This is a genomic window from Vibrio metschnikovii CIP 69.14 (assembly GCF_000176155.1).
GTDB lineage: Bacteria > Pseudomonadota > Gammaproteobacteria > Enterobacterales > Vibrionaceae > Vibrio > Vibrio metschnikovii.
Map to the genome: position 1 here is coordinate 1,818,667 of NZ_ACZO01000006.1, position 15,568 is coordinate 1,834,234.

Sequence of the window (15,568 nt, forward strand, 5' to 3'; positions counted from 1 at the left end):
AGTCTATTCGCTCTCCTAGAGATGAATCGGCTGATTAAGGCCAGAAATATCCCCCTCACCCAGCGCCATCACTTCATCTAAACTCACAATGCCTTGTAAAGCCAGATCCATCGCGGAAGCCAATAAAGGCTTATATCCCGCTGAAGCGCGAGCCGCTTCCGCAAACCCGACTGCATCGTTTGACCGCAAGGCATCCATCATATGCGCTTCGAGTTCCAACATTTCAAACACCCCGATCCGTCCTCGGTATCCGGTTAGGTTGCAGCTTTGACAGCCTCTCCCACGCATAAAGGTTGCCGACACTTGGTTAGGAAAACGTACATTCAACCATTGCTGGCGAGCATCATCGAGTGTCTCTTCGGTTTTGCAATCTGGGCAAACTTTACGGATCAGACGCTGCGCGACCACGGCACGCACGGCACTGGCGACGAGATAACCGGGAGCGCCCATATCAATCAAGCGTAATGCACTATCGATCGCATCATTGGTATGCAGTGTGCTTAACACTAAGTGACCGGTTAACGAGGCACGTAAACCGATTTCAACCGTTTCTTGGTCGCGCATCTCACCGACCAAAATAATGTCTGGGTCTTGGCGTAAAAACGTTCGCAGTAAGGTTGAAAAATCTAAGCCAATTTTGGGATTCACTTGCACTTGATTCAGACGAGGAATGCGATACTCAACGGGATCTTCTGCCGTGAGGATCTTTTTACCCGCTTCATTGAGTTCTGATAATGCACCATACAAAGTGGTGGTTTTACCCGACCCCGTGGGTCCGGTGACTAAAATCATTCCGTAAGAGCGTTTGAGTTGCTTACGTAAGCGCAGAAGTAAATCCTCTGGTAAACCAGATTCTTCCAATTTACGTACGCCACTGGTTTGGTTAAGCAAACGCATCACCACCGATTCACCATATTGCACAGGCATAGTCGATAAGCGGATATCCACCGATTGCCCCTTGGCACGAATATTAAATCGCCCATCTTGCGGTAGGCGTTTTTCGGAGATATCTAAATTGGCCATCAGTTTAAGACGTAGAACTAAGGCTGAGGCGATATTGACTTCATTAAGCAGCGTTTCATGTAATACCCCATCAATTCGCTGCCGAATGCGCAAAATATTGGCATCTGGCTCAATATGAATATCGGATGCGCCAACTTGAATCGCATCTTCAAACAGTGAATTGATCAGTTTAACCACCGTGACATCTTCGGTTTCCTCACCGGAAATGGCGTAATCAAACGCGTCATTTTCTTGATGTTCTGCTTGCAAACGTTCAGCAAATGAAGCGATTTCTTTGGTACGGCGATAGTAGCGATCAAACGCTTCAACCAATTGCTTTTCTGGCGCAATCGCAAACTCAAATTGATAGTCAGACAATTGATTGAGTAATGATTCTTGTGCAAAGAGATCCGCAGGATCACTCATGACCACTCGCAATAGATTGCCTTGCCTGCTCATCACCAAGGCTCGTAGACGCCGCGCATGAACTTCAGGGAGAATTTGTACTGCATCAATGTCAACATGAGCGCGATTAAGATCAATCAGTGGAATAAACAGTTGCTGAGATAAAAAGCTGAGCATTTGTTGCTCGGAAACAAAACCCAGCTCAATTAAGGTTGCGCCTAATTTACTGCCTGTCTGCTTTTGGGCCGCCAGTGCTTGTTGCACTTGTTGCTCAGTAATGATCCCTTCTTCAACCAGGAGATCCCCAAGGCGCTTTCTAAGTTTAATTTGCAAGATTCATCTCCTCGCTATGGGCCAGCGCTTGTAAACGTTCACGAATAAACAGGTGAGACTGAGAGGATAGCCCGACATGGTTCAATGCTTGTTGATAAGCGTACTTCGCTTCGCTCCATTGCGCTAAACGCTCTTGAGTAATCGCCAAGCCTAACCACCAGCGTCCATTACTCGGTTCTTGCTCCGCCAACAATCGATAACTCTGCAAAGCGATATCATCAACTCGATTGCGCTGAGCAACCGCCGCTCGTAACGATAAATACTCAATCGATGGGTTGACGGGTAAATACGCGAGTGGAGTCAGCGCCGCTTGACTTTGCTCTTCTTTGAGTAGCATTCGAGCAAGCGCAATTCGTAACGTTTCTCCTTCATGATTGAGTTGCATCCCACGCTGCAACAAATCAAAGGCTTTTCTTAATTCACCTTTGCCATAATACAGTGCAGCCAACTGTTGACGCACCCCTTCATCTAAAGGGGTATGACGTAACGCTTCACTGTAACCCGTCACGGCTTGATTAAAATCATTGTGTGCCAGTGCTCGCTCCGCACGAGCCATGGCTTTATGAGCTAATTGTTCTGGCGTTAGCTGTACCGATTCAATCGACATCTGAGCAACAGCGATGTCGGGAACATTCGTCACCGTCGTGGCTGGCGCTTGTGCTGTTTTTACTCTACTCAGTGCGGGCACATTTTGCTCTTGCAAAGCCGGTAAAGGAGCCATTGGAGCAGAAACCGTCTGCGGCGCAGAATGACTAGCCGCTGTATGAGATTGAGAAACCTCTGCCGATACCGTTCGCGTAGCCGAAGCCACCCGATACACAGGAACCGCTGGCATCTGAGTATTTTGAGTTGGTGAACGCGGCGTAGAGACTTCAAGATGATTATCAGCCAGCCTAGAGGAAGCGGTGACCGACAGCGAATGTTGGCCATAAGAAGCATCTAACGAGGTCGCTTGCCAAGAAACGGCCCACCCACCGACAGCAACACTCACCGCAAAGCCAGCCAATGCCCATACCCAAGCTGGACGAGCAGCGACAGGAACGACCTTAGCTCGCTCTATACCCGCTAAACCATTCGGTTGCTTAGTCACCAATTGCGATAACGCTTTATTAATCACACTCATTGCTGACTCCATCCCCAAAACAGCGGGGTTTTAAATTTAGGTTTACAAGTATCAAACGTATCATGAATCGCATCAAATACATGGCCATTGGAAACCGAGGGTTGCTGAGCATAAAACGCTAATAATAACGCCTTATGGCATACCTGATTTAATAAACGAGGAATGCCGTGACAGGCTTTCCATAACGCTTTTTTCTGTCGGCGAGAAAATAATGGCTGCTGGCAACCCGATTTTAATAAACGGTTATCAATATAAGCCATTGACTCGGCCAACGATAACGCTCGCAAGTGAGCACTAAAGGTGATCCGCTGACGAAATTGCCTTAAGTGATGTTCTGCCAATCGACGATCTAGTTCGGGTTGTCCCAGTAAGACAATTTGTAACAGCTTACTCTGCTCAGTTTCTAGATTGCCAAGCAACCTTAAGGTTTCGAGCCCTTCATCTTGCAAAGCCTGAGCTTCATCGACAATAACCACTACTCGTTGCCCTTGCTGATGGCACGTCAATAATCGAGTTTGGATAGCTTCAATCAGTTGCAACTCTGGCACGTCAGGCAATTGCAATTCATTGGCAATAGCGCGGCGTAATTCCGCGCCGGTTAACAACGGATTCGGCAAATAGAGCCACAGAATATCATCACCCATATGGGTCAATAGCATCCGACAAACCATGGTCTTTCCTGTGCCGACCTCTCCGGTCACTTTGACGATCCCCTCTCCCATCGTCAACGCACCACTGACGGTTTGAATCGCTTCATAGTGAGGAGCCAGCCCCAAAAACAACTGCGTATCTGGGGTGAGATGAAACGGTAGCTGCTCAAAACCAAAGTGTGCTAAATACACGGCTGATTTATCCCCCCGATGAAGACGACGTGTTACGACCAACCACTATTGGGAATCAGGAAACCATTCTTGCAATAAGTCTCGTGAACGCTCCAACTCTTTTTGCCACGTGTTGACCCCAACTACCGTCGGCTTGAGTAAAATCACCAACTCCGTTTTTTGGGTCACATTGGAGGTTTGACGGAACAGATGCCCCAACAGTGGAATATCACCAAAAAACGGCACTTTAGAGGTTTGATTCATGGTATTCGATTTCATTAACCCACCAATCACGACCACATCGCCATCTTGCGCTCGAATCACCGAATCAGACTCACGAATTGAGCTACGCGCTAACGGTAAAGTAATGATTCGATCGTTAAATTGCACCGATTTCTTCTGCTCTTCCACTTCAATCACCGAAGGGTGAACATGCAGAAAGACATACCCATCATCGTCAATTTGTGGCGTCACATCGAGTGAGATACCCGAGAAAAATGGGGTTAATTGAATATTGGGAGCGACGTTAGCATTATCACCAGTACCGACTTCACTAGTCAGGTCAGTCACATAATATTCATCGGTGCCGACTTTAATCACCGCTTTTTGGTTATTGGCAGCCGTGACTCGCGGGCTAGACAGGACATTAAGATCGCCTTGCGTCGACATAAAACTTAGCACTGCATCAAAGCTGCCACTTTTGACAACCAGATTAGTCTGTCCTCCCAATAAAGTACCAATCGCATCCATCCCCGGTAAGCTAGAGACTGGATTAGATATAACCCCCTGACCTAACTGGTAATCATTGCCATTAGATGAAAAGGTTTTTGACCAATTGATCCCTTGTTGGAAACCATCATTTAATGTCACTTCAAGAATTTTCGCTTCAAGGATCACTTGACGCTGAATCCGTAAATGAGACATATCGAGAAACTGGCGAACCTCACGAATTTCGTCTGGGTAAGCGCGCACGGTGATCACTGACGCTTGTGGTGTGACCATCACACTCTGACCACTGCCCGACCCAATTAATCGACCAATGGTACTTTCTAATTGCTGCCAAAAATTACTTTCACTGATGGTTTCAATTTCCGTTCCCCCACGGGAAGCATTATTATTGCTTGAACCGGTATTATTACTTGAATTGTTGGATGAAGTCGGGTTAGTCACCGTTCCGGTACTGATTGACGTAATGGAGCGTCCACTACGCTGAAATTGCAAATAATCCACCGGTATAGTGACCGTTCTTAATCCAGCAGGATAGACTTGTAGCACTCTGCCGACTTTTTCGACTTCAAAACCATACAAATCTCGCACCACCGCCAGCACTTCATCTAAAGTCACATTGCTTAGGTTCAAGGTAATCTGCCCAGAAACCGCAGGATGAATGGCGACGCTGTAGTCACTGCCTTTAACCAAACTAGTGAAAAAAGCGGCGGCATCAACTTGGTTAGCTTGCACTCGAAAACGAGCAATATGCAGCGGCTGCTCACGGCTTCTGTCGACTAACTCAGGCATTAAATCTGCTTCAACAGAGGCGGGTAACTGTTGTAGTTGGCGACTATTGGCCTCATTAATTGCTTCGTTCAAGGCTTGCTTTATTTCCACCGGATCTCGGTGCCCCATAGCGCAACCCGCTAAAGTGGTAACCATTACTGCGATAACAACTTGACGCATCATTTTTATACCCTACTCTTTGATATCCAGCGAAAATAACTGCAGTTGCCAAGTCTGCTGCCCTTTAGTTAACGTCACCTGCTCCTCACTGACTTGCTTAACCCGATAGCCATCGATCTCATCGCCTGTAGACAATACTTGTTGATTAAGCGTTGCGTAACAAGCTTGCTGGCAAACAATGCTCTGCAATTCAGGCAATGCCGTTGTCACCGATGATACCGCACCAGCGTTAGAGGAACGTCCTCCGAGAGGCGCTGTCGGATCTTGGGCGGCGATGGCACAAGAGCTCATCAACACCATCAGTATTGCGCTATATTGAATGTTAGCCACCGATGAACTCCTTCTGCGTACCGAGCGTGTACACTTCAAGTAACAGTCTCGCTTGTGGATGCTCGCCTACTTGATAGTGAAAACGTCGCCAATAATAACGAACCGGTAAGTTCTCTAACGCCTGTAAATAATCACGAATCGCAAAATAGCTACCTGTTAGTTCGATACGCACCGGATGAACAAAGTAGCGTTCGGCCCCCACCACAGGCTCTTGGAGAGCAATCGGCTCTGCGGGTAATGAAATTAAACTTTCCAATTTCAATCGCTGGCTTTTTTCTAACACTTCTTGCAATAGTGAGGCCATTTGTGACGGAGAAACTAAGCTGCCGACTTTTTCCGCTAACTGCTCTGTTAATTGATGGTGATAAGCTTGTAATTGAGCGAGCTCAATGTCGATATCCGCATCCGGATTGGTACTGAGTTGATGTTGTAACTGTTGGATAGTGTTTTGCATACTTTGCTGATGAGTTTGCAAACTCATCAAACGATTGGTTTGCATTTGATGCTGAGCAAGCAAAGGATCAACCAGCCAAGTTTGTATCGATAATACAATGATCACCAATCCACACAGACTGATAAGTCCCTTTTCGCTGTTTTTTCGCTCAGCAAATAGATGACTGAGCGTTTGCCAATATTGACTCATTATCTCGCTCCTTGCTGAGTTTTCAGTTCAAATGTCACCAGATCTTGCTCATTGCGCCCCATGGTTAAACGTTCAAAATTACGGCCGACTAACGGCGTTTGCTGCTTAAATTTACCGATCCAGTACGGGATAACTTTAGCTTCGGTAGCTAAGCCTTGAATATCTAACCGATTGGGAGAAATTTCGATATGAGTCAGCGAAATATCACGATGAGCGACGCTCGCTAATGCGTTCATGATTCCTGAGTAACCTTCTTGCTGGCTGTGTGTAAATTGATCCATTGCGCTTAGCGAAGCTTGCTGACCTGCAATCTGCCGTTTTATACGTTCGATGGCCGCAACTTTTCCTGCCGAAGGACGATGTTTGGCTTGTTGTTGCTGAAGCTCTGCCAACTGTTGATTCAAACGATCCGTCTGTTGCTGAGCCAACGCGACCTGCTGATCCAATTGAGTCGTTTGATAAGCGTAAAAACCAGCAACCGCCAACATGACTAGCGTGACACCACTTAGTGCTACGATAACATTACGTAGAGAAAAGTGATCGGTCTTAGGATGCAAGTGCCGCGGATAAAAGTTTAATGTAGGCCGAGTCATTAAAGGCAGATAATGAGCTAATACCTGCCCAGATAACGGCGGTTGTTGCTCTTCAGATAAAGGGCTCGCTTTAACGTTCAGCCGTTCATTCAGTGCCGCCACTAATTGGGTATGATCTTCATCATCACAGCACACTTTAAGCTGATGGAGCGCGACACCTTTTAATTGCGAAGAGAGGTAATCAATTGAGCGTTGGAGTTCAAGCGCTAAGCCATCCAATTGCAATGCAGGGCTCGTTTCCCCAGTCACTGGCGCGACCACACCACGTAAAGTGCGCTGAAAATAACAACGCTGGTCAACAAAGGCATCTAACTTAAATTGGCCTTCTCTGCTGCGTTGTAATAATAAAAAGTGTGGCGTTTGAACGCTGTTAGCCCAAATCTCTTGCTCAGGGATCACTTGCCCTAATTGGTAGCCAATGCTTTGTAATGCTTGGGCAAGCTCTAGAATAACCTTAATACTGATCACATAAGCTTGGATTTTGTTACTGCCACTTAACTCATAAGCATCAGCGACAATCTCAGTGGGTTTTTCACTGATCAAATCTTTGAGCAAAAAAGGCAGCGCACCAGACCACTCTTCGCGTGGCACTGCTGGCTTATCCATTTGATAACATTGGTATAGTTGAGCGTGTAACACCACGTCCACGACATCACCCTTAACGGGATTGGCTTGCAGCGCTTGACACAGAGAAGTTAACCAAGCCCCGTCTCTGAGCGGATAACGCGTCGCAAGAGGGGAGTCTTGAGTAGCAGAGAAATAAATCGCGTCCGGCTGTACAACCGCAAATAATTTGCGGTCTTGCTGCGCTCGACGAGTGATTTTATGAAACAGCGTATTCATCTTCATTTTTCTCTACTTAGTCCGCCATCGATTTCTTTTGCCCGGCTTGACAGAGGGCTGTTCAGTACTGGGAGCCACAATCCAAGGCTGCTCTGCAGCAAACCATCGACCTTGTCCACCATGAATGCCAAGGGCAATTAACATTTGCCATTCGGCTTGCGTTTCCACTCCCACAGCGATCACTTGGGTACTGGTTCCCCCGCACACTCCGATCATACTGCGCACAAACAGTTGATTCTCGTGCCGTTGATCAATATTTTTAATTAAGCTGCGGTGTAATTTAAGGTAATTAATTCGTAAATCTTTAATGTAATGAGTCGCAACGATCGTTCGTCCCGCTTGACCAACCACCAATTTACATCCCAACCCCGCAATCATTCTTAGCACTGGACGCATATAATCTAAATGTTGCACTAAACGCCCCTCAGCAAACTCAAAAGACAACCGAGTGCGTAAAGCATAAGGTAACTGCATGATTTCATGACGAAACCAACGCCAATAGTGTTTATCGGCAAAGGGAACAACATGTAAATTAATCGAGTAATGCTCTGTCGATACTTGGTTTTTCAATAATTGTAGTACACGGACGAAGACTGCGCGATCAAGCATCGCTTCGTAACCAACGGTTTCTAAAGCAGAATTAAAACGTGAGGCCTTGAGCATGCCTTGGACAGGATCATAAATGCGGACAAACAGCTCATCGTGAATCAATGTTAATTGATTCTCTTCGCTAATTAAATAACACGGCTGCCGGAATAAACGAATTTTCTCAGGAATGAGACTTTGTTCGAACAAGGTTCGCCAGCGTACGCTACCGCGCTCGTCATCCACCGTAACCAACTTCTTAAACCGGCTCCACGCATTACAGCCTTGCATCTGCGCACTACGTAACGCGGTTTCTGTTTCATCAATGATTCGTCCACGTCGTTCGCCCTCTTGGTACATACTCATTCCAATATGGAACCAGTTTTCTCGTTCTAAAGGATAAGGCGGGCTTAGGCGCTCAAGCAATTTTAGACATTGGCTCGCCACATGACTGACATCTTTAGAGGTTTGGTGAGGCATAAAAATCGCGAAGACCGATTCATAATAGCGTGACAGAACCACATCGGGATAGCGGGCAATGACATTTGCAATACATTCACCCACTTCAACGATAAAATCATCAATGATGACTTTTCCTTGCTGCTCACGCGCGGTATCCAGTTCATCGAGCCGGATCATAATGACCCCACCACGAGCACCACTTTCCAGTAAAGCTGATTCTAATTTGCTATCAAACAGAACTCGATTAGCGGCGCCAGTCAATTGATCAAGAAAGGTTTGACTACGAATAAAGCTATCAAATCGACTTCGCTCTTGACGAGCATCTTGTAGCTCTTCAATCAGTACATCGATAGCTTCACTCGCCGTATAAGGCCACTCTCGTTCATCTCCTTTGGCATACTGCTCAACACGTCCGGCTAAAATCATCCGTCCGCGCTCTTCCAATAACTCAGACCCTAATAACTGTTCACGCAACCATTTTGTCGCTCGGACCAAACAAAAAATGACCAGTCCAATCGCTAAAGTGATCGACCACATGGCACCAAAAGAGTAGTTATACCCTAGATAGGGTGGTACTGCTTTAAAATGAATGACGTAACTGGGATGACTCGGTAATGGGAAGGTCATCTGAGTTAAGCGATCGGCTGTGATTCTCGATGTGTTATCATAAAAACGATAGACAATCTCGGATGACGTGGTGAGTTCGAGCTCAACAATACTCGATGCCTGAAGTATTTTTGGCATCCAATCCGGCATTGAGTTTGCCGCTTGCGGATCGTGTAACTCTTGATCGACAACGTCAACAATCCCACTTAAATAGTGTTTGAGATAATCTTGTCCCATACGCTGAAACGAGAGTGCACCACCAATAAATAAGATGAACATGGCACTGGTGACAATTAAGGTCACAAAAGCGACTAAACGTGTGCTCAATTTAAGCGTTGGCGTATACCGCATGAAGCTGAATTCCCTTCTTAATTCATCGGCTATAAAAGTAAGATTAGTGAGCCCTGAATTTCTTGAAGTCACTCAATGATTTGGGCTTATCCTTAACTATATAAAAAAGCCGCGAACTTCGCGGCTTTTTTTGAAAATCAAATGGCTAGAACGGGATATCGTCATCAAAATCCATCGGCGGCTCATTATATTGTGGCTGAGCTTGCTGAGGTGCTGACTGCTTCGGTGATTGCTGCGCTGAAGGTTGTTGTGGCTGTCCCCAGTTACTTTGTTGACCTTGAGGAGCCCCCTGTCCAGGCGCTGCACCTTGCTGACGACCACCCAACATTTGCATAATGCCATTATAACCTTGCACCACAACTTCCGTGGTATAACGATCTTGGCCGCTCTGATCTTGCCATTTACGCGTTTGTAATTGACCTTCGATATAAACCTGCGATCCCTTACGTAAATATTCGCCCGCAACTTCAGCGAGTTTGCCATATAAGGCTACGCGGTGCCATTCCGTTCTTTCACGTTGCTCGCCGGTGGTTTTATCACGCCAGCTTTCTGAGGTTGCCAGAGTGATATTTGCTACCGCAGCACCACTTGCCATATAGCGAACTTCAGGGTCAGCCCCTAAGTTACCGACCAAAATTACTTTATTTACGCCACGGGTTGCCATGTTCTGCTCCGTCATCAAATTTGGTTTTTTAATATTGTGCTAAAGAATAACACGCTTTGTGACTACTACCAATCTCCGCTCTTAATCTGTTATCAGCAAAAGAGAAAATCCAGACACGCTGATCATTTTTTCGATCCTTGTCGTTATTTCAGGTTTTGACAATAGTATCATTTACTTAGCTCATGGATATGTTACGCAAAGTGTTGATTAACCGTTCGTATCGTACCTCATCTTTCGGCATGCTGAACAAACCGTGTTTGTACATCAATCAGGATGAACCCTATGCCCAAATCGAGTTACGCGCGTACCATCTACTATCTGACCACAGACGTAAATCAATCGACTCCGAGTCGGTTACAAAAAGCATTTCATCTACTCGCGATCCCTATCGAAAAAGTGGAGCCTGAACCGTTAGTACAACAATACCGACACAGTAAACACAAGATACTGCTGCTCGATTATCAAGATCATCGCACTATCCGTCATCGACTTGGCCCTTTAAAGCTGACCACTCACTATCTGGAAACCATTTTGTTCAATGTTGATAAACGATTACCGACCGATCTATTAATCAGCTTTGGGAATTTAAAGGGGCTCTTTTACCAAACCGATAGCGCGGAGCAACTTTCCCATGGCTTAGCACAGATCATTAATGGCCAAAATTGGTTGCCTCGTCATGTTTCGAACCAATTACTGCATCATTTTCGTTACGCCTTTCATGAGCAACATACCAAAGCCACTCTCGATCTTACGGTTCGAGAAATACAGATTTTACGCTGTTTGCAAGCGCAAGCTTCCAACGATGATATTGCGAAGAACTTATTTATCAGCGAACTAACCGTAAAATCTCATTTGTACCAAATTTATAAAAAACTCGCGGTGAAAAACCGCGCCCAAGCGATATCTTGGGCCAATCACCATCTTTTTCAGTAATGATATCGGGCTGTTAGGATGTTATCGAGAATAGGTAGAATGGCACATTTTCGATACCCCAATACAGAATGTGCTCAATCACACGATCAGAACATGATAAAGTTAGCCTATTGTTGCGCATTAAGCTTATACCCAAACAACGTGGAGTTGCAGGTAGGCAGTAAGTGAGTGACTCCCCATGAGCATAGATAGACTCTATGATTGGGGTGAACGAACGTAGCCAACACCCCTGCAGCTTCAAGTAGGAAGGGGATATCAACCAAGATCAACAACCTTTATGGGCTTACAGCGACTGCACTTTAATAACAATAGGGTTCTGACTAATGATTAATAAATGCCTTTTTCCTGCGGCCGGCTATGGTACTCGTTTTTTACCCGCGACCAAATCAATGCCAAAAGAGATGATGCCAGTGGTGAATAAACCATTGATCGAGTATGGGGTTGAAGAAGCGATTCAAGCCGGTATGACTGGAATGTGTATTGTTACCGGACGGGGCAAACACGCAATCATGGATCACTTTGATATGAACTATGAGTTGGAACACCAAATTCGTGGTACCAACAAAGAAGAACTGCTGATCGATATTCGACAAATTATTGATACTGCTCACTTTACCTACATTCGTCAACGTGAAATGAAAGGCTTAGGGCATGCCATTTTAACGGGCCGCGAGCTTGTCGGTGATGAACCTTTTGCTGTGGTTCTTGCCGATGATTTATGTGTCAATGCTCGGCAAGGAGTCTTAGCACAAATGGTCGCGCTGTATAAACAATTCCGCTGCTCGATTGTTGCGGTGCAAGAAGTGCCTGCAGAAGAAACACATAAGTACGGTGTGATTGCTGGTGAGATGATCAAAGACGATCTGTTCCGTGTCGATAACATGGTTGAAAAACCAGAACCGGGCACAGCGCCGAGTAATTTAGCGATCATTGGGCGCTATATTTTAACTCCTGATATTTTTGATTTGATTGAGCAAACCGAACCTGGCAAGGGTGGCGAGATTCAAATCACCGATGCGCTACTCAAACAAGCCCAGTCTGGCTGTGTATTGGCTTATAAATTTAAAGGTCAACGTTTTGATTGCGGTAGCGTCGAAGGCTATATCCAAGCAACCAATTACTGCTTTGAGCATTTATACCAACAGAATGAACAAAAAGTAGCACTCGCGAAACAATCAACCACTAAAGGCTAATCATTCAGGGTTAGTCAGCACTTTATTGACGGAGCCCTCTGGATAACGGCTCCGTTTTTACTGTTTTTTTATCCAGTGAATATTTGCACAAATCGCACTCTATGTAATACTGACCCTACTTGGTATTACAGTAGACTTTATCGGATGGACAACATTGAAGTACGTGGGGCGCGTACCCACAACCTGAAAAACATTAATCTAACGATTCCCCGTGACAAACTGATTGTGATCACCGGTCTTTCCGGCTCTGGGAAATCTTCGCTGGCGTTCGATACCCTTTATGCTGAGGGGCAACGTCGTTATGTCGAATCGTTATCCGCTTATGCTCGGCAATTTCTCTCATTGATGGAGAAACCCGATGTTGATCATATTGAAGGCTTATCCCCTGCTATCTCGATTGAACAAAAATCCACCTCGCATAACCCTCGCTCTACTGTCGGTACCATTACCGAAGTGTATGATTATCTACGTCTACTCTATGCACGAGTTGGCGAGCCGCGTTGCCCTGAACATCAAGTCCCATTAACGGCACAAACCATCAGTCAGATGGTCGATAAGGTGCTCGAAATGCCGGAAGGCAGTAAATTGATGCTGCTTGCGCCTATCATTAAAGAGCGTAAAGGTGAACACGTTAAAACGCTGGAAAATCTCGCTGCGCAAGGTTTTATTCGTGCCCGAATTGACGGCGAAACCTGTGATCTTTCCGATCCACCAACGTTAGAACTGCATAAAAAACACACCATTGAAGTGGTGGTGGATCGGTTTAAGGTACGCAGCGATCTTCAACAACGCTTAGCCGAATCGTTCGAAACTGCCTTAGAGCTTTCGGGAGGGATTGTCGTCATCGCGCCGATGGATCAACCGGGTGAAGAACAAATATTTTCCGCTAACTTCGCTTGTCCGCACTGTGGATATAGCATGCGAGAGTTAGAACCACGAATGTTCTCATTTAATAATCCAGCAGGCGCTTGCCCAACGTGTGATGGTTTAGGGGTGCAGCAGTATTTTGACCCAAGCCGAGTGATCCAAGATGCTAATTTAAGTTTAGCGCAAGGTGCCATCCGTGGTTGGGACCAGAAAAACTATTACTATTTTCAAATGCTGAATGCGTTAGCAGAACACTACGATTTTGATCTCCATCGCCCATTTAATCAACTACCCAAACGCATTCAAGAAGTTGTATTACATGGCTCAGGACGAAGTGAAATCGAGTTTAAATACATCAATGATCGCGGCGACATTCGTGTTAAACGCCATCCTTTTGAAGGTATCTTGCATAATTTAGAACGCCGCTATCGTGATACCGAATCGAACTCCGTGCGTGAAGAACTGGTGAAATACATCTCAACCAAACCTTGCAGCAGCTGTAACGGCACTCGCTTACGTTTGGAATCTCGCCATGTGTTTATCAATAACACCACTCTGCCGGAGATCGTTGAGTTAAGTATCGCCGACGCCTTAGACTTTTTTGCCACTATGCAGCTCGAAGGTCAGCGAGCACAAATTGCTGACAAGGTCATGAAAGAAATTAATGACCGTTTGCAGTTTTTAGTCAACGTCGGACTCAATTATCTAAACTTATCACGCAGTGCCGAAACGCTCTCTGGCGGTGAAGCACAGCGTATTCGCTTAGCCAGTCAAATTGGTGCTGGACTGGTTGGCGTGATGTATGTACTGGATGAACCATCGATTGGTTTACATCAACGAGACAATGAACGATTACTGAAAACCCTGACTCATTTACGTGATTTAGGTAATACCGTGCTGGTTGTCGAGCATGATGAAGATGCCATTCGTATGGCGGATCATGTGATTGATATCGGCCCCGGTGCTGGTGTACATGGTGGGACCATCGTTGCTGAAGGCCATGTAGAGCAGATCATCGCTAATCCACATTCATTGACCGGCCAATATCTCAGTGGAGCCAAGAAGATTGCCATTCCGACTCAGCGAGTGCCTCGTGATCCGAATAAAACGGTCGAGCTGCTTGGTGCGTCTGGCAATAACCTAAAAAGTGTCGATCTTTCTTTGCCTGTCGGGCTCTTTACCTGCGTCACTGGTGTTTCTGGCTCTGGTAAATCAACGTTAATCAACGATACTTTCTTCAGCATTGCCCATACTGCTTTAAATGGCGCGACGACAGCAACACCAGCGCCTTATAAGGCGATTAAAGGTCTTGAACATTTTGATAAGGTGATCGATATTGATCAAAGCCCAATCGGTAGAACACCACGCTCTAACCCCGCGACCTATACTGGTATTTTTACGCCTATCCGTGAGCTGTTTGCTGGCACTCAAGAATCTCGTTCTCGAGGTTATAAGCCCGGCCGATTCAGTTTTAACGTCCGTGGCGGGCGCTGTGAGGCGTGTCAGGGAGATGGGGTTATCAAAGTTGAGATGCATTTCCTACCCGATGTTTATGTGCCTTGTGATGCATGTAAGGGCAAACGCTATAACCGTGAAACCTTAGAAGTCCATTACAAGGGCAAAAGCATTGATGAAGTATTGCAAATGACCATCGAAGAAGCCCATGCGTTTTTTGAGCCTGTCCCTGTGATTGCACGTAAGCTGCAAACGCTGATCGATGTCGGTTTATCCTATATTCGCTTGGGCCAATCAGCCACAACTCTATCCGGAGGTGAAGCACAACGCGTTAAGCTTGCGCGTGAGTTATCCAAACGTGATACCGGTAAAACACTCTATATTCTTGATGAACCGACTACTGGACTCCATTTCCATGATATTCAGCAATTGCTGATCGTGCTACATCGCTTGCGTGATCGCGGCAATACCGTCGTCGTTATCGAACACAACCTTGATGTGATTAAAACGGCTGACTGGATCGTCGATTTGGGTCCAGAAGGTGGGCAAGGGGGTGGGCTAATTATTGCCGAAGGTACCCCAGAAGAGGTCGCACAAGTCGCAGGCTCACATACTGCTCGCTTTTTAAAACCACTGCTCATTCAATAAGGCTATATTGCCGCGCGAAAAAACGCTAAAGTAA

Annotated in this window: 12 protein-coding genes; 3 read left to right on the forward strand and 9 right to left on the reverse strand. The window is 46.0% G+C overall.

Translation table 11 applies throughout. The features are described 5' to 3' along the window. Positions 1–15 precede the first annotated feature (15 nt). From VIB_RS11605 to VIB_RS11645, 9 genes are all read right to left on the reverse strand, one after another. Entirely contained in the window at positions 16–1,740 is a 1,725-nt protein-coding gene (locus VIB_RS11605) for a GspE/PulE family protein (RefSeq protein WP_004396106.1), read from the reverse strand. After that, positions 1,730–2,863: a tetratricopeptide repeat protein gene (locus VIB_RS11610; protein WP_004396107.1), complete on the reverse strand. Its 1,134-nt coding sequence runs from the start codon at positions 2,861–2,863 to the stop codon at positions 1,730–1,732. The genes VIB_RS11605 and VIB_RS11610 overlap by 11 nt, the downstream gene beginning before the upstream one ends. After that, on the reverse strand, positions 2,860–3,705 hold the full coding sequence (locus tag VIB_RS11615; RefSeq protein WP_004396108.1) for an ExeA family protein: 846 nt from the start codon (positions 3,703–3,705) through the stop codon (positions 2,860–2,862). Before VIB_RS11615 ends, VIB_RS11610 begins: the two co-directional genes overlap by 4 nt. A gap of 45 nt (positions 3,706–3,750) precedes the next feature. Beyond that, positions 3,751–5,361, reverse strand: coding sequence for a pilus (MSHA type) biogenesis protein MshL (mshL, locus tag VIB_RS11620; protein ID WP_004396109.1), 1,611 nt, complete (start codon positions 5,359–5,361; stop codon positions 3,751–3,753). Between the two features lie 12 nt (positions 5,362–5,373). After that, positions 5,374–5,691, reverse strand: coding sequence for an MSHA biogenesis protein MshK (locus tag VIB_RS11625; RefSeq protein ID WP_233268194.1), 318 nt, complete (start codon positions 5,689–5,691; stop codon positions 5,374–5,376). Further along, complete coding sequence (gene pilO, locus VIB_RS11630) at positions 5,684–6,334, reverse strand: type 4a pilus biogenesis protein PilO (protein ID WP_004396111.1); 651 nt, start codon at positions 6,332–6,334, stop codon at positions 5,684–5,686. The genes VIB_RS11625 and pilO overlap by 8 nt, the downstream gene beginning before the upstream one ends. Further along, positions 6,334–7,776 carry a hypothetical protein gene (locus tag VIB_RS11635; protein ID WP_040904713.1) on the reverse strand — a complete coding sequence of 481 codons (1,443 nt, stop codon included), beginning with the start codon at positions 7,774–7,776 and terminating at the stop codon, positions 6,334–6,336. Before VIB_RS11635 ends, pilO begins: the two co-directional genes overlap by 1 nt. Before the next feature lie 6 nt (positions 7,777–7,782). Next, complete coding sequence (gene csrD / locus VIB_RS11640; RefSeq protein ID WP_004396113.1) at positions 7,783–9,774, reverse strand: RNase E specificity factor CsrD; 1,992 nt, start codon at positions 9,772–9,774, stop codon at positions 7,783–7,785. Positions 9,775–9,919: 145 nt separating this feature from the next. Then, positions 9,920–10,438 (reverse strand): single-stranded DNA-binding protein, encoded by a 519-nt coding sequence (locus tag VIB_RS11645; protein WP_004396114.1) that lies wholly within the window; start codon positions 10,436–10,438, stop codon positions 9,920–9,922. Positions 10,439–10,720: 282 nt separating this feature from the next. Here VIB_RS11645 and VIB_RS11650 point away from each other — a divergent pair, with 282 nt between their 5' ends. The 3 genes from VIB_RS11650 (at position 10,721) to uvrA (ending at position 15,534) form a co-directional block, all read left to right on the forward strand. Next, positions 10,721–11,371 carry a LuxR C-terminal-related transcriptional regulator gene (locus tag VIB_RS11650; RefSeq protein WP_004396115.1) on the forward strand — a complete coding sequence of 217 codons (651 nt, stop codon included), beginning with the start codon at positions 10,721–10,723 and terminating at the stop codon, positions 11,369–11,371. 323 nt (positions 11,372–11,694) lie between these two features. Then, positions 11,695–12,564 (forward strand): UTP--glucose-1-phosphate uridylyltransferase GalU, encoded by an 870-nt coding sequence (galU, locus tag VIB_RS11655; protein ID WP_040904714.1) that lies wholly within the window; start codon positions 11,695–11,697, stop codon positions 12,562–12,564. 144 nt (positions 12,565–12,708) lie between these two features. After that, positions 12,709–15,534 carry an excinuclease ABC subunit UvrA gene (uvrA, locus tag VIB_RS11660; protein WP_040904715.1) on the forward strand — a complete coding sequence of 942 codons (2,826 nt, stop codon included), beginning with the start codon at positions 12,709–12,711 and terminating at the stop codon, positions 15,532–15,534. Positions 15,535–15,568: the final 34 nt, after the last annotated feature.

What these genes read in the sequence shown, in the direction of transcription:
- mshL (WP_004396109.1), bottom strand. Translation starts at nt 5,361, where the DNA reads ATGCGTCAAGTTGTTATCGCAGTAATGGTTACCACTTTAGCGGGTTGC.
- csrD (WP_004396113.1), bottom strand. Translation starts at nt 9,774, where the DNA reads ATGCGGTATACGCCAACGCTTAAATTGAGCACACGTTTAGTCGCTTTT.
- VIB_RS11645 (WP_004396114.1), bottom strand. Translation starts at nt 10,438, where the DNA reads ATGGCAACCCGTGGCGTAAATAAAGTAATTTTGGTCGGTAACTTAGGG.
- VIB_RS11635 (WP_040904713.1), bottom strand. Translation starts at nt 7,776, where the DNA reads ATGAAGATGAATACGCTGTTTCATAAAATCACTCGTCGAGCGCAGCAA.
- pilO (WP_004396111.1), bottom strand. Translation starts at nt 6,334, where the DNA reads ATGAGTCAATATTGGCAAACGCTCAGTCATCTATTTGCTGAGCGAAAA.
- uvrA (WP_040904715.1), top strand. Translation starts at nt 12,709, where the DNA reads ATGGACAACATTGAAGTACGTGGGGCGCGTACCCACAACCTGAAAAAC.
- VIB_RS11610 (WP_004396107.1), bottom strand. Translation starts at nt 2,863, where the DNA reads ATGAGTGTGATTAATAAAGCGTTATCGCAATTGGTGACTAAGCAACCG.
- VIB_RS11650 (WP_004396115.1), top strand. Translation starts at nt 10,721, where the DNA reads ATGCCCAAATCGAGTTACGCGCGTACCATCTACTATCTGACCACAGAC.
- galU (WP_040904714.1), top strand. Translation starts at nt 11,695, where the DNA reads ATGATTAATAAATGCCTTTTTCCTGCGGCCGGCTATGGTACTCGTTTT.